Genomic DNA, 21,640 nt, shown 5'->3' with positions numbered 1-21,640 from the left:
GGGGTCACCGAGGCAGCGGGGACCGCCTCGGCCCCTGGGGGCGCCTCGGAGAGCCGGGACGAGGGCATCGGGCGAGTGGTCTCGTAGCCCTCGGCCGGGGGACCTCGTAGCCCTCGGCCGGGGGGACCTCGTAGTCTGCTGTGTATGACCGACGACGCAGCCCCGGACCTCCGCGCCTCCGATGCCGACCGCGAGCGCGTCACCGCCGTTCTGCGGGATGCCGTCGCCGAGGGGCGCCTGGACATGGAGGAGTTCGAGGAGCGGCTGGACGCGACGTACAAGGCGCGGACCTACCGGGAACTCGAGCCGATCACCCGTGATCTGCCCGCCCCCGGAGTGTCCGTTCCCGTCGTCTCCCTGACGAAGTCCCCCGAGCCGGGCGACGATTGGGCGAGCCGGGTGGGCGTCGGCGGCGACGCGCCGTCGACGTGGGCCGTCGCCGTGATGTCGGGGTTCCAGCGCAAGGGCCGGTGGACGGCGCCGCGGAAGTTCAACTGCTTCGCCTTCTGGGGCGGCGGCGAGATCGACCTGCGCGAGGCGGACTTCGCGGACCGCGAGATCGTGATCAACGCGATCGCGATCATGGGCGGCATCGATGTCATCGTCCCGCAGGGTGTCGAGGTCGTCGTCCGCGGCATCGGCGTCATGGGCGGCTTCGAGCACAGTGAGGAGGGCGTGCCGGGCGAGCCGGGCGCCCCGCGCGTGATCGTCTCGGGCTTCGCCTTCTGGGGCGGTGTCGGCGTCAAGCGCAAGCTGACCCGGGCGGAGAAGCAGCAGCTCCGTGAGGAGCGCCGCCTCGAGAAGCTGGAGCGCAGGGCGAACCGTCGCGGGAAGGGGGCGGGCGACGACGCGGACCGCGGTGGGCTGGGCGCCTCCTCGTCCGGCCAGGCCGCCCTCGGCCAGGGTCAGGGGCACGGCGGCTTCGGCCACGGTTCCTTCGGCTTCGACTCCGCCCACGGTCGGCGGGCCGAGGAGCAGGGCGAACGCCGCCGCGACCGGGACCGCTGACCAGGACTGCCGCGACCGGGACCGCCGACCAGGAGGGTCGGCCAGGACCACCCGTCAGAATCACCGACCGGAACCACCGGTCGGGACCGCTGACCGGTCACCGGTCGTTGCCGCAGGGTGTGGGGCCGGTCCGGCCGCGCCCTACAGCTGCGCCGGCGCCCCGCCCTTCAGGTCGTCCAGGTCGAGGGTCTCGGCCATCCGGGTGTACCCCCGGTCGCTCGGATGCAGATGGTCGCCCGAGTCGTAGAGGGGGCGCAGCCGGCGCGGGGCGTACGGGTCGCGCAGCGCCCGGTCGAAGTCGACGACGGCGTCGAAGACGTGCCCCGCGCGGATCTCCGCGTTGATCCGCTGCCGCACCGCCTCGCGTGCGTCGGTGTATCCGCGGTGGCCGCCGAACGGCATGAGGGTCGCGCCGACGACCTTCAGTCCGCGGGCGTGGGCCCGGTCGACGAGGGTTTTCAGGCCGCCGACGATCGCGTCGGGGTCGGCGAGGCCCGGGTCGCGCAGGATGTCGTTGACGCCGAGGTCGACGACGAGGACCTTGACGTTCGTGCGGCCGAGGACGTCGCGGTCGAAGCGGTTCAGGGCGCTGGGGTTCTCCGCGGGGCGGCCGAGGCCGTCGGCGAGGACGCGGTTGCCGCTGATGCCGCCGTTGACGACGCTGTAGCGCGGTACGTCCCGGCCTGCCGCGGCCGCTTCGCGCAGCCGGTCGGACAGGATGTCCGGCCAGCGGTTGTTGGCGCCGGTGGTGGAGGTGCTGCCGTCGGTGAGCGAGTCGCCGAGGGCGACGACGGTGCCCTGCGAGTCGCTGCTCAGCACGTCCAGTCCGGTCAGGTAGCGCCAGAAGGTGCTCTTCTCGGTGTACGGGGCGCCGGTCGTGTCCTGGGTGTGCTCGCCGACGGCGGCGTACGAGGTCTGGCGTGCGTGCGGGTGGCGGGTGACCGGTCCGGAGCCGGTGGGGGAGTACGTGGTGACCAGCAGGTCTCCGTCGTGCGGGACGGTGAGGCGTACGGCGTCGCTCGTCACCTGCTGCCCGGCCGGGACGACGACGGTGGGGCTGCCCCGGAAGGTGACCTGCCGTATGGCGCCGGCGAGGGCCGCCGCGTCGCCCCGGCCCGCGGACGGGGCGATCGAGGCGTGGCTGACGGTGAGCGGGGACTGGCCGTAGAGGTTGGACAGGGTGATCCGGGCGGCGGTGCCGCCGACGCTGGTGTGCACGACGTTGCGCAGCGAGCGGTCCGCGAGGCCGGTCATCTCGGTGCCGGGCTCACCGCCGACCGGAGGGGCCGCCCAGGAGGAGACCCAGGTGCCGGTGGAGGCGGGTGCGGCCGGGTCCCCGCGCCCGTCGCGCCCGTCGGCGAGGGTGTCACGGTCCCTGGTGCCGTCGCCGTACAGGTCGGACGGCACTCCGGCCACTCCGACGTATATGGCCGCGGACACCGCCACGACCGCGGCGATCACCGCAGCGAGCAGGGCGCGGTACTTCGCGGGAGGCGTCCCCGAGCCCCCGTCACGTCCCCCGGTCATGCTGTTTTGTTCTCCTCGGACGGTCGGAGTCCGAGACTCCGTACGGATGAACCCATGATGCGTCATGGACGGGCGGCGGTCCGACGGGACCCTGTCGGGGTCCCACTGGGACCTCGCCGGGGTCTCTTGGAGAGTTCACGGGGGATCCCGCGGGCAAGTCACCTGGCTTCGTCCCTGAGTTCCCTCTGACTTGTCCCTGAGGTCCACCCTGGCTCCGCGTCGCGGATTGCCCTGATTTCCCTCTGGTTTCCTCTGGGTCTCCTCCCGAACTCCCCCCGCGTTTCTTCTGATCTCCAGGCGGAGTCCCCTCCGATTCCCTTGTCGGGCCGCTCGTCGGGCCGCTCATTGGACAGACGCCGGGAACTTCTGTTCCGTTCCGGGAGTCGGTCGGGAAGGGACAATGTGTGAGGGATCACCGAACGGGTGGAGCGGATGGAGCGGGGCGGAACGGATGAACGGATCGAGCGGATGAGCCGGGAGGATTCCACGGATTCCACGGGCACCGCGGCCACCGCGGCCACGGAGGGCCGGGGCGAGGGCGGTGAGGGCAGGCGTGCGCAGGCCCGCGCCGGTGGCGCCACCCACCGCACGATGACGACGTTCAGTCCGGCGGACGAGGAGAAGCGGCGCGGAGTGCGCCAGATGAAGCTCATCGCCACCGGGCTGCTGCTGTTCGTCGCCGTGGTGTACGTCCTCGCCGAGTGGGCGTCCCACGCGGGCGCCGGCCCCTGGGCGGGCTACGTCGCCGCGGCGGCGGAGGCGGGCATGGTCGGCGCGCTCGCCGACTGGTTCGCCGTGACCGCCCTGTTCCGCCACCCGCTGGGCCTGCCCATCCCGCACACCGCGATCATCCCCACCAAGAAGGACCAGCTCGGCGTCTCCCTGGGTGAATTCGTCGGTGAGAACTTCCTTTCCGAGGACGTCGTCCGCGGACGGCTGCGCTCCGTCGGCATCGGCAGCCGGCTCGGCGCCTGGCTGGCGGTACCCGAGCACGCCGACCGGGTCACCGCCGAGTTGTCGGCCGCCCTGCGCGGCGCGCTGACCGTCCTGCGCGACTCCGATGTCCAGGCGGTGGTGGGCGAGGCGATCACCCGTCGCGCGGACGCCCAGGAGATCGCGCCCGGCATGGGCAAGATGCTGGAGAAGGTCGTCGCCGACGGCGGCCACAAGAAGGCCGTCGACGTCGTCGTCACCCGCGCCCACGACTGGCTCGTGCGGCACGGCGACACCGTGATGGACGCCGTGCACGGCGGCGCCCCCGGCTGGACCCCGCGGTTCGTGGACCGCAAGATCGGCGACCGTGTCTACAAGGAGCTGCTGCGCTTCGTCACCGAGATGCGCGACATGCCCGCCCACCCCGCGCGTGGCGCCCTGGACCGTTTCCTCACCGACTTCGCCTCCGATCTCCAGTCCGACACCGAGACCCGCGCCCGGATCGAACGCCTCAAGAGCGAGACCCTCGGCCGCGACGAGGTCCAGGACCTGATCGCCTCCGCCTGGACGGCCGTACGGGCCATGATCGTCTCCGCGGCGGAGGACGAGCGCAGCGAGCTGCGGCTGCGCGTACGCGCCTCGCTGCTGTCGCTGGGCGCGCGCATGTCGGCCGACGCCAGGCTGCAGGGCAAGGTCGACGGCTGGCTGGAGAGCGCCGCGGTGTACGTCGTCACCACCTACCGGGGGGAGATCACCTCTCTGATCACGGACACCGTGGCGGGCTGGGACGCCGAGCACACGACGAAGAAGATCGAGGCCAACATCGGCCGCGACCTCCAGTTCATCCGCATCAACGGCACGGTCGTCGGCTCCCTCGCCGGGCTGCTGATCTACACGGTCTCCCGCATGCTGGGGGCGTAGGCCCGTCCGGCGGGCTCCGGCTTCCCGGCGGCGGGCGTGTTCCTCCCGGCCCAGGGCATACGGGAGGCGTTCGCCCGACGGGGCTCCACGGGGCTCCACGGAACTCGCTGGAGGACATCGCCACCCCGCTCTCCGCCACGGAAGCGAAGACGGAGAGCACCCACGGGTGAAACGGCCGGTCCCTCCGAGGGCGAAGCGGCCGGTCCCGCCGCGGGTCAGCGCCAGTCGCCGGTCAGCCAGGCCAGGAGACGGGGATCGGGGGTCGCGTCGCACGACACGACACTCTCGACGGAGACGATCTCCGCGGTGAAGGTCTGGGACATGACGGTGAGGCCCCGGCCGAAGTCCCTGGCGACATCGCCGGGTTCCGCGATCGTCACCTCGGAAGCGGTCACCGGTCCGGGCGAGCCGCAGCCGGCGTAGGGGAGAGGCCGGCCGAGATACCAGCCCCCGACGGACACGGCGCACAGGACGGCGGCAGCGCCTGAGCGGCGCGGAGTCGTCCAGGTGGGCACGCGAGAAGCCTTCCACAGCCGGAAGCCGGAAGCCGGAAGCCGGAAGCCGGAAGAACAGGCGCAGGCGTCGTCCTCACCCGTGCTCGCGGTATCGCACCGGACGAACACGAGATGCCGGCGACCCGCTCCTCGGGACAGGCCGACCGTGCGACACACGCCGCCGCTCATGGCTCATGGATGCCGCACATCCGCGGGGGCCGGTGTCTGTGCGCCGGGCACCGTCCCGTCCCGCGACCGGGCACAGCCCAGCCGTGAGCACCTCGGCGAGACACGTGATCGGCAGGCCAGGCCTCAGCCGGACAGGTCTGAGCCGGTCCCGCGGTCCAGGACGCGGCGGGCCGCCTCGGCTTCTGCCGCCGCCGGGGACAGTTCATCGAGAGAGTCGAGTTCGGTATCGTCTGCCAGCTCCCGTTCCCAGGCCGCCGCGAGCCGTTCCTGTTCCTCGCGCGGTTTGGCACTGATGGCTTCCCGGTGGTCCGGGTCCAAAGCCGTCAGGAATCGTCCGACCGGGTCCGTGGACATGCCGTGCTCCTTGTCATCGGGAAGAGGGCCACTCCCAGCACCAGCATGGCCAGCTGTTCCGGAGACGGCGACCCGAGACGGCCTGTGCCCCCACCCCCGTGGTCTTCGATCACCTGAAGGCCCTCGCAGCGGCCGGTCGCCTCGTCCCACAGCCGTGCCGCGCCGCACCGTCGCCGCTGGCGACGACCGTGATGCCGAGCTCGGCCGCCGTCGACACCAGCCTGGTTCGCAGTTCGGAGGTGGGCATGCCGGAGATCAGCTTGCGGAACCGCTTCTGGCGGCCGTGCTTCTTCCGTGTTGCGTCCGCCGACCGCGGCCCGGCACAGCAAGCCGGGCCCGGTAGGACACGTCAGTCCGAACGCGCCGCGTCGTCCGGCGTCAGGGCGACAACAGCCACTGTCGGTGGCGGGGGCGACGGCGTGTACACATACGCCACGGCGAACCCAGGCATGTCGTTTCGGGGCTCGATTCTCGTTTTACGCACTTCCGTGCCGTCCTGGCGCATCGGTCCGAGGCGCACCCCGAGACGAGGAGCCTGTTCCAGTTCCTGCCGCAACGCTTCCAATTCCTGTTCGACTCCCCATTCCTTGGCTCGTTGGGCAGCTCGCACGGTAATGGCGGCGATCACACCGCTCGCGCGTTCGGATCCTCTCGCTTCAGCTGTGCTGTCAGGTCCTGGCCCTCCTGTATGGCGATGTCGAAGTCCGGGTCCTGGTAGAGGCGAATCCGTCCCCGATAGTCGACAATCACTGACGCGACCGTATGGAGATCGGTCTCCGAGGACGCCTCCAGCGCTTGCTGGAGATCAGCTTCGAAGGTCTCCTGATCGCCAGGGAATCCAAGTCCGGACCGTAGGGCAGCCCGAATGTCGCCGATGGTCCTCAACGGCAATGCTGCTGGGATCGGTGCCTCTGCGTGCTCTGGGCTCACGATCTTTAGCTCCCTCTTCTTCCCGTCCTACGAGGAGTGTCCTACAGGGGTGTGACCGAGATACGCGCCAAAGGGGCAACGGGATGATCTTGAAGTCCTGATCCGCTCGGATCTACGTACGGCGGCGTGCAGCGGGGTCGCGTCCGGCGACGTGCCGGGCGACCGCGTCGACGCCGGGGCGGGCGTACCGCTCCAGGGAGCGGACGGAGGCGTGGCGGGAGCGGGCCAGCAGCATCGGGGTCGAGGTGCCGTCCTCGGCGTCGTGCGTCAGGGCACTGTGCCGGAGCCGGTGCAGGGTCCAGCCGTCCAGGGCCTCGATGTCCTCGGGCGAGGCGAGAGGGTTGGCCGGCAGCCGGGTGTTCTCCTCGAAGATCTCCTCGGCCCGGCGGTAGGAGAGCCGGGCCCGGCCGGTCTCCGGGCACACGTCGAGCGTCGGTGTTCCGGCCGGGGCCTTGCGGTCGGTGAGGAACAGCGGGCCGCGGGTGCGGCGGGCGATGAGTCGGGGCAGCAGTTGGGCGGTGCCGGACTGCCAGTGGATCCACTCGGTCGCCCCGCCCTTGGCGGTGATCTTCCCGCGTTTGTCCTGCGGGTACAGGTCTTCCACGTTCAGGCACAGCACCTCGTCGGCCCGTGCGGCGGACTCGTAGAGCATCTTCCACTGCGTCTTCTCCCGCAGGGCGACGTCCAGGCGCCACAGGGCGGCGATCTGGTTCTCGGCCAGAGCCTTGGTGCGGTCGGGCGGCGCCGGCCGCCGCCCGATGCCGATCGTCGGGTCGGATTCGATCCAGCCCTGGCGCTGCCACCAGCCGACTGCCTTGCGCGCGATGGACAGCTCCCGGTTGACGGTGCCGGCGTCCATCTCGTCCGCCCTCGCCGCCGCCAGTTCGGCCAGTACCTCCGGCAGCGCCGGGTCGTCGATCGCGGCGACAGGGAAGACGGGCGGCTTCGCGCCCCGGCGGGCGGGTCCGGTCGGCGCGGGCTCGCCGGCGAGCATCCATCCCCACGTCGTCAGCGAGATCCGGTAGATCCGCGCGGAGGACTTCGCGATGCCCGCGCCGGTGAGGTACCGCTCGACCGCCGCGGTGTACGACGCGGGCGGGGCGGACTGGGGCACGACCCGGGCGCGCGGCAACCTGAGCGCACCCTCGCTCCCGAGTTCGGTCACTGGTTCGATCGTCACGCCCACCCCGCCCTCCGGCTCTGCCGCAGTAAATGCGTACACCTCGCCCCGGCGGCCGAATTGCCCCGCCGCAGGTCGCGAAGATCACGGTAGAGGCTCCGCCGCAGTAAATCCGGCATTTACTGCGGTAGTTCTTCCGGTCTCCGCTGGGCGGCTGCGGTGAGCTGGGCGGCCAGATTCTTGAGCGCCTGCCGTAGTTCGTCGGGATGGTGGATGGTGAAGGGCCACTCCAGGGAGGCGAGCATGTGGGCCATGCCGTCCAGCCGTTCTGCCCGTGCGTGCATCAGGACGCCGGTGGGCTGGGCGGTGAGGGTCACCGCTGAGCGGGGCAGCCGGCGGGCGATCTCATCGAGGGGGCCATGGATCGTCACCTCGACCTGCCAGCGGTAGGGCCCCTGAGCGAGGGTCGAGGTCAGGTGGGCGACGGGGTCGAAGCCGTCGGGTGCGGTGAAGCCGTCGGCTCGGGAGGTGACGGAGGCGATGCGGTCGATGCGGAAGGTACGCAGGCTGTCGCGGAGGTGGTCGTGGCCGACGACGTACCAGCGGCCGGTGTGGAAGACCACGCCGTAGGGGTCGATGTCGCGTTCGGTGTGTTCCTGGCGCCAGGACTGGTGGCTGATACCGACGGTCGTGTGGGCGCGGGAGGCCTGGGCCAGTGCCAGCAGGACGCCGGTTCCGGGTGCCTGCCCGATCACGGCGTTGGCGGTGAAGGACAGGGTCTCCCGCATGGCGGCGAGCGGTTCGCGCAGGGCGTGCGGAAGCACCCGCTCGATCTTGGCCAAGGCACCGGCACTGGCCGGTGCGGCGGTGCCCATGCCCAGACGTTCTGCCGCGAGCAGGCCAAGAACGACGGCGAGGGCCTCGTCATTGGTGAGGACCAGAGGTGGCATGCGGTAGCCGCGGGCCAGTCGGTAGCCGCCGTAGCGGCCGCGTTCGGCCTCCACTGGGATGCCCAAGTCGCGTAGGTGGGCCGTGTAGCGGCGCACGGTGCGGACGTCGGTGTCCAGGCGGTCTGCCAGCTCCGCCCCGGTGAGCCGGGCGTTCGACTGGAGGAGTTCCAGCAGGGTCAGCACGCGGGTGAGGGGATGCGACATGGATCACTCGGCATTTCAGGGCGGATTCTGTCCTGTATCGACCTTACGCTCCCCGCAGCACCTACTTCTGGGAGATCACATGGCCACCTTCGTACTCGTTCCCGGCGCCTGGCTCGGGGCGTGGGCCTGGGAAGACACCGCCCGCGCTCTGCGGGAGCGCGGTCACACGGCGCTGCCGCTGACACTGACCGGCCTGGCCGAGCACGCCGACCAGGGCGGCCCCGAGACGGACCTGGACACGCACATCGCGGACATCACGGGATTCGTCGAGCGGAACGATCTGCGCGACGTCACGCTGGTCGCCCACAGCTATGCGGCTGCTCCGGTGACCGGGGCAGCCGGACGTCTCGGTGACCGGCTGGAGCGCGTGGTCTATGTGGACAGCGCCCCGTTTGCCGCGGGCATGTGCATGCTCGACCTCATGCCACCGCAGGCAGCGGACCAGCTGCGCCAGCAGGTCGACGCGTCTGGCGACGGGTGGCGGCTGCCGATGCCGCCCTTTGAGGTCCTGGGCTTGTCCAGCAGCCTCGACGGGCTCGATGAGGGCCAGCGGGACGCTCTGCGCTCGCGTGCTACCCCTCAACCGTTCGGCGCCTTCACCCAGCGTCTCGCCGGCCCGGCCGAGCCCGGTCCCGGTGTGGACCGTGTCCTGGTCGCGTGCCGTGACTTCACGGGGCTGCTGGATGCAGGGGTGCCGATGCTGGCCTACCTGAACCAGCCGCCGTGGCGGCGCTTCGACCTGCCCACCGGGCACTGGCCGATGCTGTCCGCGCCCGCCGAACTCGCCGACATCCTCGACAAGGCCGTTTCCTGACCGCGCTGGCTGAGAGGCACAGTCCGATGCTTGACCGCGAGAGCGTCCGCCGGCTGCGGGCCCACGCCCAGGCCCTGGCCGGCGGAGCACGGGAGGACTCTGCCGAGGCGGTCGTCCGACGGGTCTTCGCCATCCAGGCCCAGGACGCCACAGCCTCCGACCTGGGCATCCGGGTACGCGGCCGGGACATCACCGCCCAGGCCATCCGCACGGCATACGAGAAAGAGCGGAGCATCGTCCGCGGCTGGTACATGCGCGGTACCCTGCACACCATCCCCAGCGACAACGCCCGCTGGATTCTGCGACTGCTCGCACCTCAGGTCCTTGCCACAACAAGCCGTCGCTACCAGCAGCTGGGCCTGGACGACGATCTGCGCCAGCGCGCCGACCATCTCATCCGGCGCGTTCTCGCCGCGCACGGCCCGCTTACCCGGGCCGAGCTGACCGAGCACCTCACCACCCTCGGTATCCCGCCGGACGGGCAGGCGCCGTTCCACCTGATCCGCCACGCAGCACTCACCGGCATCCTCTGCCACGGCCCACAGCGCGCCGGTGAGGCCACCTATGTACTGCTCAACGACTGGCTGCCCACCACCGGGCGCTTCCGGTGGGAGGAAGACGCTGCCCTCGCCGAGCTGGCCCGTCGCTACCTGGCCGCACACGCCCCCGCCACCTTGGAGGACTTCGCCGCCTGGTCCGGGCTGCCGGTCACCTGGGCCCGCAGGGCCTGGAAACTGCTGGCGGAATCCGGCGTGATCACCGAGTACGGCGGCTTGACCATGCTCGCCGGGCGGATGGAGGAACTCCCGGGCCCGTCTGACACTCCAGACGTTCGCATGCTGCCCGCCTACGACAACTACCTGATCGGCTACCGCACTCGCGAGGTGTCCGTCCCCGCTGTCCATGAGGCTCGCGTCTGGCCGGGAGGCGGTCTCATCCGGCCGACCGTCATCGCCGACGGCCTGGCCATCGCCACCTGGAGCCGTGGCTCCGGCTCGCGCTCCATCCAGGTGGATGCGTTCGAACCTGTCCCGCCTCAGATCGAGCAGGGTATCGACATGGAGAAGGAGGCCGTCGTCGGCTTTCTGCGGCCCTCCGCATAGCCGACCCGCATCCCGATCCAAAAAATAAGGCGGCCGCGTAGGCGAGAACGTTGGGTCAAGCGGCCTGACCGAGGCCGGCGGCGATCAGACTCTGCTCACGGAGCGGGGTGAAGTCGACGTCAAGCTTCGGGTCGTACGCTTCCGGCTGGATGCCGAGTTCGTGCGTGCTGTATTCGCCGAACCGGTTGACGTGCTCGGTCAGGTACGGCGAGATGTGGGCCAGGTCCTCGGGGTCGATCTCCCAGCCTTCTTCCAGCAGCTGGCGGATGATCTCGGCGATGTCCAGGGCATTGTGGAAGATCACCATGTTCGTGAGCAGGGCGTTGAACTTCATCGACTTCTCCTGCTCGATCGGGTCGTTGTCGGCGATGACTCCGCGGTTACCGAAGCCGACCCACTGGGAAAACCGGTTGAACGACTCCACCTTGTTCGTCGCCGCGGTCACCCGCCGCCGCAGCGGCGCATCTGAGAGGTAGCGCAGCAGCTGCACAGTACGGATCACGCGGCCGACCTCGCGGAAGGCCGCGTAGGTGGCGTTCTTCCGCGACCCAGAGCGCAGCCGCTTGAGCAGCGTGGAGGAGGAGATCGTGCCCTCGCGTACGGAGACGGCCACCCGCATCAGGTGGCGGAACTGGGACTCGATCAAGTCCCAGTCGATGACGTGCTTGCCCAGCTCCCCGAACAGGGCGTCAATGTGCACGTACTCGCTCTGCTTGGAGGGCCGGTAGAACGTCAGTTCCTTCCAGTTCCTGATCCTGGGCATCAAGTCGAAGCCCAGGAGGTGCGCGAGCGCAAAGACAGGGAAGCTCTGGCCCTGAGTATCCGCGTGCACCGTGGTCGGCTGCACCTCGCTGGTGTTCTTCAGCAGGCCCTCGATGATGTAGACGGTCTCCCACACGCCGCACGGGATGAAGTGCGTGAACAGCGCGATGTACGTGTCCGAGACGTGGTGATAGGCGATCCCGCCCGGCTTGCCGTACCTGACGCTCGTCTCGGAGAGCAGGTTGTCGAGATAGGTGTCCATGTGGGTGCCGTCCGCCGCGACGGCGGTCCCGTCGCCCCATGCCTGCGAGATGTCCAGGCGGGCGTGCGCGTTCACCAGGTCGGAGATCGCCTCGTTCAGCAGCATGATTGAGAAGTGCTTGTTGGCGACGTACGACAGCTCGTGGCCACTCACGCCGGGGATGTGCCGGGCGGCCTCGTACGGGCCCATGTTGGTGCCCTTGACGAACGTGACGATCACGTAGCGGCCCAAGGGGTCGGTGAGCTTGGGCTCGTTACCCGACGGCGGGCCGAAACGGCGCCACCACTCCACCCAGTACGCGGTCCGGGCCACGATCCCCATCAGGGAACGCTCCGGCATCCTCGCCCTGATCTCCTGCTCCAGCCGCTTCGCCGAGGGACGCTGGCCGTCAGCCCTAAACGCCTTCAGCGACGGGACTCCCGTCTCCGGATCGATCACCAGGCCCTCGTTCTCCGGGCACCCAGCGTCCGTCGCCGCGGCAGCGTTGCGCAGCTTGTCCTCCAGCTGCCGGCGGAAGAACTTCGCGTCGAACTCGGCGCTCTCGCCCGGCTCGGCGAGGCCGACCTCCACCAGGTAGGACCCCAGCGTCTCCCGGACAACCTCCCAGGCCAGCAGCTGCTCGGACCAGTCGGCGTACTCCTCCGAGCCGACCACCGCGACGTTGCCGGTGCGTAGTTCCTCGGTGAGGGCGGTGAAGACCATCGCCTCGAAGTGCTTGCGGACGAACTGCCCGGTCCGGGTCTTGTCGACCACGGCCTTGCGCCAGTTCTGGGTGGCGAAGGAGATGTCGACCTCCTTGCCCTCATCGTTGACGGCAGTGATGTACTCGCCGCGGGCACTCTGGTGCCGCTGGGCGTGCGCGAGTGCGTCCAACACCCGGCTGCCCTCACTGGTCGCGGTGAACTCCAGCTTGCCGGCCAGGTCGAACATCACCGCCCGGTCCCGGCCGATCTGCCCGTACAGCAGCACTTCCCAGAAGTTGCCGTGGTGGGCGGAGACCTTCTCGATCTGCTCGTACTGCTTGGCGAACCCGCCGAAGCCGTCCACCGCGCGGGTGACCGCGCCGAACCCGCCGGCCTGCACCACCTGGGCCTTCACCAGGGCGAGGACCGCCGGGGAGGCCCTGCCCGTCCTCGCCGCCCTCTGCGACATCCTCGACGTCACTCCCGCCGAGTTGATCGCCACCAAGGCGGAGAACGCGGCCCCGCGCCGCACCGCCGCCTCCGGCGGCGCCGACGTGGTCGACCTCGCGGCCACGGTCCGTCCCAAGCGGGCACGGGTCCGCCCGGAGAAATGAGCCGCACCCGGGTCCGGCCCGAGCACCTGTTCTGCGCACGCTGTCACCGGGCCGTCCGTCTCGGAGCAGCCCACTGGCCCGAGGGCTACCTGTGCTCCGCCTGCTACGACCACGCGCTGGAAACTTATGGGCAGTGCGTCGGCTGCGGCGTCGACCGTCTCACCCCCGGCATCGCACCGGACGGCGGCCGGTGGTGCACCAACTGCGCGGGCGGCCTGGGCGAGTTCCACTGCGAACGCTGCGGCCGCGAGGCCCGCCGCTACCTGCGCGGAGTATGCGGGAACTGCGTCCTGGCCGAACGCCTGGAAGAGCTCCTTGACAACGGCGCCGGCCTCGTCCGGCCCGAACTTGTTCCCTTCTTCGACGAGGTCAGGTCCGTGCCCCGCCCCAAGGCAACGCTGACCTGGGTCGGCAAGCCACATGTCCAGCAAATCCTGCGCGCCCTAGCTCGCGGCGAAGTGCCCCTCAGCCACGAGGGTTTGAGCACGCTGTCGCCCTGGCGGTCGGTCGCCCACGTCCGTGACCTGCTCATGCACACCGGCGTCCTGCCGCACCGCGACCGGCACCTTCTGCTGTTCGAACGCCGACTGCCCGAATGGCTGGACACCATCGAGGACGTCGAACACCGTCAGCTCCTGAACCGCTTCGCCGCCTGGCACCTGTTGCGCAAGCTCCGGGCCACCGCCGCCAAGCGGCCCCTCGGCCCCGGGGCCGTCACCTCCGCCCGTGCCCGACTCATCCAGGCAGCCGCCTTCCTCACCTGGCTCGCCGAACGGAACCGCGCCGTCGGCGAGTGCACCCAGGCCGACCTCGACGCCTGGTTCGCCCAGGACGCCACCGCCCGCCGCGTCGTCCAAGCGTTCCTGCGCTGGAGCATGGACCACCAGGTCATGCCCCGGTTGAAGGTCCCCACGATCCGCACGGAGAACCCGGCCCCGATCAGCCAGCACCACCGCATCGCCCTGATCCGCAAGATCATGACCAGCGACGACCTCCCGCTCATGGAACGGATCGCGGCAGCCCTGATCCTCCTCTATGCCCAGCCGGTCCGTCGGCTCGTCCGGCTCACCGTCCACGACGTCCAGCACGACGCCGACCAGGTCGCACTCCGCCTCGGCGACCCGCCCACACCAGTTCCCGAGCCCTTCGCCGGCATGCTCCTCGACCACATACGCGAGGGACGCCCGAACCGGCCAGGCGGCACTCTTCCCGCCAGCGACTGGCTCTTCCCCGGACGCCGGGCCGGACAGCCCATGGACCCCGCCACCCTGGGCAAGCGACTCACTGCCGCGGGTGTCCCCACCCTCCACGGCCGGACCGCCACCCTGCGGCAGCTCGTCCTCCAAGCGCCGCCATCAGTGATCGCGGGGATACTCGGCTACCACGCCGTCCACACCGAGGCCGTCGCCGCCCAAGCCGGAGGAACCTGGAAGAAGTACGCACCCGGCGACCACACCCGATGAAACGATCCGCGCAGAACCTCACCAGAGGAGACAGCAGCCTCATGTCCGCCAAACGTTCACTCCCGCGCGCACTCACCGAATTCGCGCGGCCCTTGGGGGGCCGCGGTGGCCAGAGGCCACGTCCGCTTGACCTCCTCCTTCTGGAAGGCACCGCCCCCGAAACGGCGCGGGCAGTGGTTGAAGAGGTGATCCGGGAGGTGGCACCTGACGCGGCTTCGGTAGACATTGACCTTATTTCCGACCTCCCCTGGCCTTCGGATGCCCAGGCTGCCCTCACCGCCATCGCCGGCGCGACGGGGGCTCGGGAAGGGGAGACCGCCGTAGTCCTGGACCTGACGGACGAACGGCAGCGCGAATGGTTCATCACCCTCGTGCCGCACACCATTTCTGCAGAGATCTGGGGGCCGGCAGGATCAGGAGTCTCCTTCTCCGCAAGCGACACCGGATCGGTGATCGGGTGGAAGTTGCCCGCCGAGCGGTGGGAGAGGGTCCGCGCGCGGCTACGGCACCGAGGCATCGATCCCGCCACCGCAACACAAGGGGCCACTCGAGGCCACCCTGACAAGTACTCACAGTAATCGGAAGCAGCGCAAGCCCTCGATTACAGGTCACCTGATCACAGACTCCTACCAGGGTCACACCCCCTACACCTTCGGGTCCTCATCCTGTGCAGCCGTCGCTTCGAACCGAAGTCGGCGGTCGCACCGAGGCGGGGTTTCCGGCCCCACCAGGGATCGAGAGGCAGGGCGGGATCCGCTCTCCCGAGAGCTGTCCCCCGGCGTGATGCCCGCCCGCACGGGCCTCCGCCCGCGCCCGTAGCTCGGCGGAGTACCCCGCGGCGACGGCACAGGTGAGTGCGGCGAGGTCGAGGGAGGCGACGGCGGGATCGACGTACCCGGGCATGTCCCCTGGATTCCCTATCGCCTGCCGGCTACCCGCCGGTCGGCCCCTGCTCGTCAAGCACATACGCCCGTTGCGGCTGCCCGAGACCTGCACAGGCTGCCGCTTCAACAACAGCGCCGACTGCCAAGAGGGCTATTACGCAGTGCGGTGGTACCGAGACCCGCACGGCACGTTCCACGTCGGCGTATGCACACAACGCATGGACCTCTGTCTGCCCGTGGAAGAGTTCGTGGGCAGCGAGGTGTGCGCAGAGGTCCGGAAGATTCGCGAGCAGGACCTGCACGACTTGACCACCCGACCTTGACCCACAACTCACCGAGAGCGAGAGAGCGTTGGCTCAGCACGAATACGAAGCGAAGTTCCTGGAGATCGACGTGGACGCCGTCCGCGACCAGTTGCGGGCAGCCGGAGCCCGGCGCACCTTCGACAAGACCCTGTTCACCCGGCTCATCTTCGAGAACGACGCCGTCCAGGGCGAGCAGTGGCTTCGCCTGCGCGACGAGGGCGGCAGGACGACGCTGACGCTGAAGCAGGTCAGCGATGCCACGCACATCAACGGCACCACCGAGATCGAGATCGAGGTCAGCGACCTGGCGCGCACCGCGGAACTCCTTGCGGCTTTGGGCCTGCGTCAGGTGCGGTATCAGCAGAACTACCGCGAGGAGTGGCAACTGGAAGGCGTCACCTACGACTTCGACACCTGGCCCGGCCTTTCCACGTTCCTGGAGATCGAGGCGGGCTCCGAGGAAGCCGTGCGCAAGGCGGTGGCAGAACTCGGCCTGGACTACACCAAGGCCCGCTTCGGCAGTATCGACCTGATCTACAAGAGCGAGAAGAGCAGAGACATCCTGGCCGACCCCACCCTGCTCTTCGCTTGACGGACCCGCCGCGAGCCGGTCGGTCCCCTGCCGCAGGCGGCCTCGGCAGGCATGGGCCGCGCGGCCTGGTCGAGGGGCCGGCCGGCAAGCCCGCTCGGCCCGGGTGCCACCTCACCGGCACCTCACCGGCATCGCACCCGCATCGCACCCGCACGCGATCCGTCGCGGTTTCCGCCGCCTCCCCGCGGGGCCTCACCCGCGCCGGTCGGCGACCGCCCACGAGGCCAGCGCCACGGCACCCGCCACGCCGAACACCGCCGGCCAGGCGCCGACCTTCTTCGCCAGGGGGTGCGATCCGGCGAACGCGGCGACGTAGGCGACCGACAGCGCCCCGGCGGTCTTCCCGCCGGCCCGCTCCCGCCACTCCCGCGCCGCGGCGGCACCCGCCACGGCGAGGACGACCCCGCCCAGCGGCCGCTGACGGGTCCAGCGGGCCACGCCGTACCCGCCGACGAGTCCACTCGCGGCCAGCACCGAGCCGGGAACCTTCGCCATGTCCTGCGCCTCCTGCCACCACGCCCGCCCTTGTCGAGCCGAAGGGCGGCGGGATCTCACTTTCGGGGTCTCGCTCTCCCCGAGGCTATCCCCCGGAGCCCGCCTCGCCCGCACGGGCCTCGGCCCGCGCCCGCAGCTCGGCGGAGTACCCCGCGGCGACGGCACAGGCGAGGGCGGCGAGGGCGAGGGAGGCGACGGCGGGATTGACGTACCCGGGCACGTCCCCGTTGTCGTAGCTCCCCCCGTCACTGGTCTCGCACACGAACCCGAGCGGCACGAAACTCGCCCGGTGCCCGACGATCTCGATCCCCGCCCGATGCTGTTCCATCCATCCGGCGGTACGGCAGGGCCGCACCGGCGCCGAGTCGGCCCCTCCGTCCTCCGCGGCCACCAACGTTCCGAAGAGACTCAGCAGACCCCACGCGTAGACCGCGACCGCACCGGCCGCGGCCAGTGCGGCCAACCCCCGCAGCACGGCGGTACGGCGCTCCTTGAGCCCCGAGAGCCCATCGGCCACCGACCCGAAGCCATACCCCACAAGACCGAAAGAGCACCCCGCCAGCAGCAGAGCCAGCGGGAATACCAACAACCACACCACGGCCTCCCGACCTCGATGACCGAACCACCACCGGAGCCCGGGCATCAGATCCTGGAGCCCTCAACTGCCTTATGGCTGTGCGGAATCCTCCCATGCTCCTTCACCGCTCCAGGCCGCTCACGGGATGTGCCCCGTCGTCCTGCCCGCCCCACCCGGTGATCATGTCTGCCCCGCCGCCCCCAGAGACCCTAGGGATCCAGGGATCCAGGGATCAGAAGCCGGCGAGCAGATCCTCGAACAGGTCGTCCAGCGGGGCGGGTACGCGGTCGGGATCGAGGGCCTCGACGAGAACGCGACCGTAGCGGATCTTGCGCCCCTTCTTCGTGCCGAGGAAGCGCCGCAGTTGCTGCTGGGCGGTGCGGCCCTGCTGCGCGGGCTGGTGCAGGAAGGTCTGCAGGGCCCGCAGGTCGCCCTCCGCCTCGACGAGTTCCTCCACCCGTGCCACGCCCAGCGCGCGGATCAGCTCGTCCTCCAGATCCGCCGCGCAGACGAAGAACCGCTGCCGCTGTGCCGCACCGGCCGCCGCGGCCGTCCCCTCCAGGGCGCGGGCGTAGAAGCGACGTTCCCCCACGTCGCACAGCCCGGTGAGGCGAAGCCCCAGACCGGGGGACGGCCCGAGGAGCCGCGCGAAGCGCCCGACGCTCATCGCACCACCCATCGGCAAAACGCACACCCCTTCACCCTCCAGGTCCAGCCCGCGACGCCCGGCCAGCGCGTCGACCGCCGCGGCGTCGCTCGGCCCTTCGAGCAGGATGGCCGTCCGGACGGGCAGCCGCGCCGCCAGCTCGCGCGCGGACCCACCGGCCTCACGGGACCCACCGGCCGCCCATGCCGTGACCGCTTCCCGGAACGCCCTCATGCCGACCATGGAACGAGTCTCCGCCCTGCCGGGCCCTCACCGCACGGATTTTCCAGTGGGCCCCGGCGGTCTCCCCCACCGACTTCCACCGCTGCCGGTCGTGTGGTGAACCTTGCCGCTTCAGGACGGCCGTCTCGCGCCCGAAGGCGATGGCTAGGTGGCCGTCGTCGCTGGTGCTCAGCGAGCCGATTCAGGCTTCTGCGGCCGGTGATACCTCGGTGCTCGGTGCTCGGTGCTCGGGCAGGCGGTCCGGCCGTTCGCGCGGGAGCCCCGGAGGCTCCCGCGCGGTCTCGTTTCTGCTCGTCAGGAAGGAACCTGGATGTCGGCGATCCATCGGACCCGGTCGGTGGTCTCGATGTGGAAGCGCCCCTTCCGCGTCTCGGCCAGGTCGAGCTGGTGCACGCCGTTCTCTTCGGCCGTGGCTACGTGGAACAGGGCCTGAAAACGGCTCGGGCGGTGCCCGCGCGGTGAGCGCGGGCACCGCCCGGAGCGATGTCGATGTCGATGTCGAGGGCGAGGAAAGCGAAAGGACTTGTTCAGGAAAGGAGTTGAGAAGGAAGCCCCTTCATGGCCTCGCCGTGGGCAACGCTAGCACTCAGCCCGGGATCACGTCGCGCAGGTTTTCGAGGGTGATGACCCGGGAGTCCGGGTGCAGCCCCTCGGGACGTTCGAGACCGATGTACGTCACGGGCTCGTCCGGGACCGGCCCGCCGTCCCACAGATCCACGGCCGTGGTGTCGCCGGACATCAGGTCGATCAGGTACCGCACCGTCAGGTGCTCGTGCTCCACGACGGCGCGCACCACCTTGGACACCGACACCTGGTTCTGCTCAACCTGGTTGGCCGACGAGGTGCCCTTCAGGTACAGGTGCAGCCACTTGGCGCGCCACCGGCCGTCGTCCTCGCGTTGGAACACCAGCGGCAGCGCCACCCGGCCCGTCCCGCGGAGTTCCGACTTCATACGTACCGTGCGCGGCTCGAACGGCCGGCCCTTCTGTTCACTGTCGCGCAGCATGAAACCGAAGAACGACTCCTCGACCTCCTTGAAGCCCTCGCCGGCGTAGATGTTGACCTGCGGAACGATGAATGCGCCGCGTACCCGGCCCAGCGACAGGTTGATGAATTCCGAGGCCCCGTCGGGCGCCGCGGTGACATCGCCCGAGTGCTTGCCCCCGACAGCCCTGAGGGACGTGTAGGAGAGCCAGGAGCGGGTGCTGTAGTCCGCGTCGAGGAGCAGTGCCGAGAGGTCGTAGTCGGTCCGGTGCTCGGTCTCCTTCCAGTACACGAAGAAGCGCAGCTGTTCGCCGTCGACCGCCGAGAGCGAACCTCGCGGCAGTACGCCGAGCCCGGCCGCGGTCGCCCTGCCGCTGAGTGGGAGCGCCACGTCGAGGACGTCGGGGTCGAGCAGCAGCCGGCCCGGTGCGGGGAGCCTGCGGCGCAGCTCGGTGTCGAGGGCGGCGGTCAGACGATCGCGGTCGGCGGCGGGGACCGGCGGCCGGGCGTCGGGGGTGGCCCAGCCGCGGCCACGGCGGTTGACGAAGATCCGGGGTGCGCCGGTCTCCCGCTCCCGGTTCTGGAAGTGCTCGCGGACCGAGAGCACGACCCGGCCGGAGACCTCGGGGGCGACCTGTACCGCGGCGGCCACCACCGCGTCCCGCTCGTCCTGGCCGGCGGCGCTGCGCAGCAGGAGGTCCAGGGCGCGGAACAGCTTGCCGGGAGCGGACTTCAGCAGACGCGCCGCACCGAGGACGTCGGACTCGCCGAGCAGTTCCTCGACACGGCTGTCGAAGGACCGCGCCTCCTTCTCGCCCCGCGCCACCGCGAACACATCGGCGGCGTGCGGCCAGCGAGGGTACTCGTGCGGGTGGAGACGCTCACCGAGCCGTTTGAAGGGCTCGCGGTGCGCGTGCACATCGGCCAGCTTGGCGGGGTTCGCCGCGACCACGGCGTCGAGGCCCGCGAGCAGTGCACGGCGGGTCGGCCGCGGGAGAGTCCGGAACCGGGTCGGCTCCTGCAGCGTCACGTCGCCGCCCGACAGCGCGCAGGCCAGCCGCAGCACGTCGGTGACGGTGTCCAGCAGGAGGTCCACGTCGACAGCGAGACGGGCCGCGTTGACGACCGCCCGGTTCTCCCGGACCGGGATCGACTCCGGCTGGGGACCGAGCGCGCAGCACTCGGCGAGGGTTCCGAGGTCGCGCAGGTGCTCCTCGCCCAGCGGCGTCGTGCTGCCCGCCAGGGCCAGGTACAGGTCCGTGAGTTCGTCGTCCAGGCCCCGCCCGAGGTGCAGGACGGTCACCCGGTCGCCCGCCGAGGCGATCAGCTCGTCATGCGCCGCGAGCATCTCCTCGTAGGTGTGCTGGTAGCGGCCGTACGTGGGGAGGCCGATCAGGTCCAGCGTCCCGCGGGCCAACTGCGTCAGCACGCTCTCGCGCGACGTGTCGTCGCCGAGGGCCTTCGCCACACACCGCATCCAGAACTCTTCGGTGTCCGGCACGTTCGCCGGGAAGTCGATGAAGTACGCGTTGTGCCGGACGTGGTCGCCCACCATCTCGCTCACGGTGCGCAGCGTCCGCCTGGCGGTGTGCACGACCGCGGCCTCGGACAGCCCCGACAGCCGCTCCAGCAGCTCCGCCGAGAGCTTGAAGCCCACGGACGTCAGCGCCGCGTCGAACTGCCGTGCGGCGGTGGCTCCTTGACCGGCGGAACCCCCGGGGGAGGAAAGGCGGTGGGTGTGCCGGATGACCAACGATTCGAGACTGTGCGCCATTCGGGGATGGTCGCAGAGGTGTGCGAGCCGGCGCACTGGAGTTTTCGTACGCGAGTTCTCGTACGCGCTCCGGCGCCGTGCTCACATCTGCCGCAGAGGATCAAGGACAGGCCCCAGGACGGATCGCAGACCTCGATCCGCGATCCGTTCAGCTGAAGGGGACGGCCTCCGCCGGGGCGGTGTGCCAGTTGGTGACGACCGGGCTGTCGACGGTGATGGTGCCGACCTTGAGGGAGACCGGGTCGGGGTCCTCATCACCGACGCCGACGATGATGCTGTCCAGTTCCTTGCCACCGTTGCTGTTGGTGGTCTTCGGGTTCACCCCGGCGTAGGCGGTGGTGCTCCCGCTCAGCTTGATCTGCTCGCCGACGGACTGCTCCGCGGGACCCGCCTGGGTGCCGTCGGAGCCGAACGCCACGGTCGGAAGCTCGGCGGGCAGGTAGCAGGTGATCCCCGACTTCGCCTTGGCCATGATCAGGATGTAGCCGCCGGCCTGGCTCTCGGACCTGGTGCTCCAGGAGATGTCGTTGGCGCCGCAGCTCTGCTCGACCGGCACCCGCTTGCCGTCGCCCGTGTCGGCGCCGGATCCGTCCGCTTCCCCGGTTTCCTCGCTCGGCGCGTCGGAGCCCTTGTCGGTGTTCTGGCCGCCGTCTGCGGTCGACGAGTCGGAGGGGGCGGCCGACGAGGAGTCCTGCGTGGGGCCGGCACCGGCGTCCACATCCCCGTCCTCGCATGCGGTCATCAGCAGGGTGCCGCACACGACGGCTGCGGAGACGAGTAAGGCCCTGCGGCGGTTGCTGGACATGAAA

21 protein-coding genes are annotated in these 21,640 nt (G+C 70.3%); 8 read left to right on the top strand and 13 right to left on the bottom strand.

Annotated elements, in window-relative coordinates:
* Window positions 1-144: 144 nt before the first annotated feature.
* The gene (locus V4Y04_RS13665) at window positions 145-1,008 is read left to right on the top strand and encodes a DUF1707 SHOCT-like domain-containing protein (protein ID WP_332428049.1); all 864 of its coding nucleotides are present in this window, start codon (window positions 145-147) and stop codon (window positions 1,006-1,008) included.
* 141 nt (window positions 1,009-1,149) lie between these two features.
* Here V4Y04_RS13665 and V4Y04_RS13660 read toward each other — a convergent pair whose 3' ends face one another.
* Window positions 1,150-2,535: an SGNH/GDSL hydrolase family protein gene (locus tag V4Y04_RS13660; protein WP_332428047.1), complete on the bottom strand. Its 1,386-nt coding sequence runs from the start codon at window positions 2,533-2,535 to the stop codon at window positions 1,150-1,152.
* Between the two features lie 468 nt (window positions 2,536-3,003).
* On the opposite strand from V4Y04_RS13660, the gene V4Y04_RS13655 reads away from it, so the two are divergent.
* On the top strand, window positions 3,004-4,389 hold the full coding sequence (locus tag V4Y04_RS13655; RefSeq protein ID WP_332428045.1) for a DUF445 domain-containing protein: 1,386 nt from the start codon (window positions 3,004-3,006) through the stop codon (window positions 4,387-4,389).
* A gap of 215 nt (window positions 4,390-4,604) precedes the next feature.
* Here the strand turns inward: V4Y04_RS13655 and V4Y04_RS13650 are convergent, their stop codons facing one another.
* From V4Y04_RS13650 to V4Y04_RS13625, 6 genes are all read right to left on the bottom strand, one after another.
* Entirely contained in the window at window positions 4,605-4,904 is a 300-nt protein-coding gene (locus tag V4Y04_RS13650; protein ID WP_332428044.1) for a hypothetical protein, read from the bottom strand.
* A gap of 291 nt (window positions 4,905-5,195) precedes the next feature.
* On the bottom strand, window positions 5,196-5,426 hold the full coding sequence (locus V4Y04_RS13645; protein ID WP_332428042.1) for a hypothetical protein: 231 nt from the start codon (window positions 5,424-5,426) through the stop codon (window positions 5,196-5,198).
* Window positions 5,427-5,775: 349 nt separating this feature from the next.
* Window positions 5,776-6,054 carry a hypothetical protein gene (locus tag V4Y04_RS13640; RefSeq protein WP_332428041.1) on the bottom strand — a complete coding sequence of 93 codons (279 nt, stop codon included), beginning with the start codon at window positions 6,052-6,054 and terminating at the stop codon, window positions 5,776-5,778.
* A complete protein-coding gene (locus tag V4Y04_RS13635) occupies window positions 6,051-6,356 on the bottom strand; it encodes a DUF6247 family protein (RefSeq protein WP_332428039.1) in 306 nt (101 codons plus the stop codon). Before V4Y04_RS13635 ends, V4Y04_RS13640 begins: the two co-directional genes overlap by 4 nt.
* Window positions 6,357-6,468: 112 nt before the next feature.
* Window positions 6,469-7,536: a tyrosine-type recombinase/integrase gene (locus V4Y04_RS13630; protein ID WP_332428037.1), complete on the bottom strand. Its 1,068-nt coding sequence runs from the start codon at window positions 7,534-7,536 to the stop codon at window positions 6,469-6,471.
* Window positions 7,537-7,655: 119 nt separating this feature from the next.
* Entirely contained in the window at window positions 7,656-8,630 is a 975-nt protein-coding gene (locus tag V4Y04_RS13625) for a helix-turn-helix transcriptional regulator (protein ID WP_332428036.1), read from the bottom strand.
* Between the two features lie 79 nt (window positions 8,631-8,709).
* Between V4Y04_RS13625 and V4Y04_RS13620 the strand changes: the two genes are divergently transcribed.
* Entirely contained in the window at window positions 8,710-9,444 is a 735-nt protein-coding gene (locus V4Y04_RS13620; RefSeq protein WP_332428034.1) for an alpha/beta fold hydrolase, read from the top strand.
* Between the two features lie 26 nt (window positions 9,445-9,470).
* Window positions 9,471-10,547, top strand: coding sequence for a winged helix DNA-binding domain-containing protein (locus tag V4Y04_RS13615; RefSeq protein ID WP_332428033.1), 1,077 nt, complete (start codon window positions 9,471-9,473; stop codon window positions 10,545-10,547).
* A 55-nt stretch (window positions 10,548-10,602) separates the two neighbouring features.
* Here V4Y04_RS13615 and V4Y04_RS13610 read toward each other — a convergent pair whose 3' ends face one another.
* On the bottom strand, window positions 10,603-12,657 hold the full coding sequence (locus V4Y04_RS13610; RefSeq protein WP_332428031.1) for a transposase: 2,055 nt from the start codon (window positions 12,655-12,657) through the stop codon (window positions 10,603-10,605).
* On the opposite strand from V4Y04_RS13610, the gene V4Y04_RS13605 reads away from it, so the two are divergent.
* The 4 genes from V4Y04_RS13605 to V4Y04_RS13585 all read left to right on the top strand — a co-directional run bounded on the left by V4Y04_RS13605 (window position 12,626) and on the right by V4Y04_RS13585 (window position 16,112).
* Window positions 12,626-12,868, top strand: a complete 243-nt coding sequence (locus V4Y04_RS13605; protein ID WP_332428029.1) for a hypothetical protein — start codon at window positions 12,626-12,628, stop codon at window positions 12,866-12,868. The two genes, V4Y04_RS13610 and V4Y04_RS13605, sit on opposite strands and share 32 nt — an antisense overlap.
* Window positions 12,865-14,331: a hypothetical protein gene (locus V4Y04_RS13600; protein ID WP_332428027.1), complete on the top strand. Its 1,467-nt coding sequence runs from the start codon at window positions 12,865-12,867 to the stop codon at window positions 14,329-14,331. The genes V4Y04_RS13605 and V4Y04_RS13600 overlap by 4 nt, the downstream gene beginning before the upstream one ends.
* A gap of 41 nt (window positions 14,332-14,372) precedes the next feature.
* Window positions 14,373-14,909, top strand: a complete 537-nt coding sequence (locus V4Y04_RS13595; protein WP_332428026.1) for a hypothetical protein — start codon at window positions 14,373-14,375, stop codon at window positions 14,907-14,909.
* A 657-nt stretch (window positions 14,910-15,566) separates the two neighbouring features.
* Window positions 15,567-16,112: a class IV adenylate cyclase gene (locus V4Y04_RS13585; protein ID WP_332428025.1), complete on the top strand. Its 546-nt coding sequence runs from the start codon at window positions 15,567-15,569 to the stop codon at window positions 16,110-16,112.
* 192 nt (window positions 16,113-16,304) lie between these two features.
* Here the strand turns inward: V4Y04_RS13585 and V4Y04_RS13580 are convergent, their stop codons facing one another.
* The 5 genes from V4Y04_RS13580 to V4Y04_RS13560 form a co-directional block, all read right to left on the bottom strand.
* Entirely contained in the window at window positions 16,305-16,607 is a 303-nt protein-coding gene (locus tag V4Y04_RS13580; RefSeq protein ID WP_332428024.1) for a hypothetical protein, read from the bottom strand.
* An 85-nt stretch (window positions 16,608-16,692) separates the two neighbouring features.
* On the bottom strand, window positions 16,693-17,202 hold the full coding sequence (locus V4Y04_RS13575; RefSeq protein ID WP_332428023.1) for a hypothetical protein: 510 nt from the start codon (window positions 17,200-17,202) through the stop codon (window positions 16,693-16,695).
* A gap of 214 nt (window positions 17,203-17,416) precedes the next feature.
* A complete protein-coding gene (locus V4Y04_RS13570) occupies window positions 17,417-18,073 on the bottom strand; it encodes a TOPRIM nucleotidyl transferase/hydrolase domain-containing protein (RefSeq protein WP_332428021.1) in 657 nt (218 codons plus the stop codon).
* Window positions 18,074-18,659: 586 nt separating this feature from the next.
* On the bottom strand, window positions 18,660-20,831 hold the full coding sequence (locus tag V4Y04_RS13565; RefSeq protein ID WP_332428019.1) for a TerD family protein: 2,172 nt from the start codon (window positions 20,829-20,831) through the stop codon (window positions 18,660-18,662).
* A gap of 148 nt (window positions 20,832-20,979) precedes the next feature.
* A complete protein-coding gene (locus tag V4Y04_RS13560; RefSeq protein ID WP_332428017.1) occupies window positions 20,980-21,636 on the bottom strand; it encodes a DUF4232 domain-containing protein in 657 nt (218 codons plus the stop codon).
* Window positions 21,637-21,640 lie beyond the last annotated feature (4 nt).

It is taken from the genome of Streptomyces sp. P9-A2, assembly GCF_036634175.1.
Taxonomy (GTDB): Bacteria; Actinomycetota; Actinomycetes; order Streptomycetales; family Streptomycetaceae; genus Streptomyces; species Streptomyces pratens.
The sequence above is the reverse complement of the archived record's forward strand: the minus strand, read 5'-3'. Positions and strand labels throughout refer to the sequence as shown.

Coding starts and splice junctions, on each gene's coding strand:
- V4Y04_RS13665 (WP_332428049.1), top strand. CDS start 145: ATGACCGACGACGCAGCCCCGGACCTCCGCGCCTCCGATGCCGACCGC.
- V4Y04_RS13660 (WP_332428047.1), bottom strand. CDS start 2,535: ATGACCGGGGGACGTGACGGGGGCTCGGGGACGCCTCCCGCGAAGTAC.
- V4Y04_RS13655 (WP_332428045.1), top strand. CDS start 3,004: ATGAGCCGGGAGGATTCCACGGATTCCACGGGCACCGCGGCCACCGCG.
- V4Y04_RS13645 (WP_332428042.1), bottom strand. CDS start 5,426: ATGTCCACGGACCCGGTCGGACGATTCCTGACGGCTTTGGACCCGGAC.
- V4Y04_RS13625 (WP_332428036.1), bottom strand. CDS start 8,630: ATGTCGCATCCCCTCACCCGCGTGCTGACCCTGCTGGAACTCCTCCAG.
- V4Y04_RS13620 (WP_332428034.1), top strand. CDS start 8,710: ATGGCCACCTTCGTACTCGTTCCCGGCGCCTGGCTCGGGGCGTGGGCC.
- V4Y04_RS13615 (WP_332428033.1), top strand. CDS start 9,471: ATGCTTGACCGCGAGAGCGTCCGCCGGCTGCGGGCCCACGCCCAGGCC.
- V4Y04_RS13600 (WP_332428027.1), top strand. CDS start 12,865: ATGAGCCGCACCCGGGTCCGGCCCGAGCACCTGTTCTGCGCACGCTGT.
- V4Y04_RS13595 (WP_332428026.1), top strand. CDS start 14,373: ATGTCCGCCAAACGTTCACTCCCGCGCGCACTCACCGAATTCGCGCGG.
- V4Y04_RS13580 (WP_332428024.1), bottom strand. CDS start 16,607: ATGGCGAAGGTTCCCGGCTCGGTGCTGGCCGCGAGTGGACTCGTCGGC.
- V4Y04_RS13570 (WP_332428021.1), bottom strand. CDS start 18,073: ATGGTCGGCATGAGGGCGTTCCGGGAAGCGGTCACGGCATGGGCGGCC.
- V4Y04_RS13565 (WP_332428019.1), bottom strand. CDS start 20,831: ATGGCGCACAGTCTCGAATCGTTGGTCATCCGGCACACCCACCGCCTT.
- V4Y04_RS13560 (WP_332428017.1), bottom strand. CDS start 21,636: ATGTCCAGCAACCGCCGCAGGGCCTTACTCGTCTCCGCAGCCGTCGTG.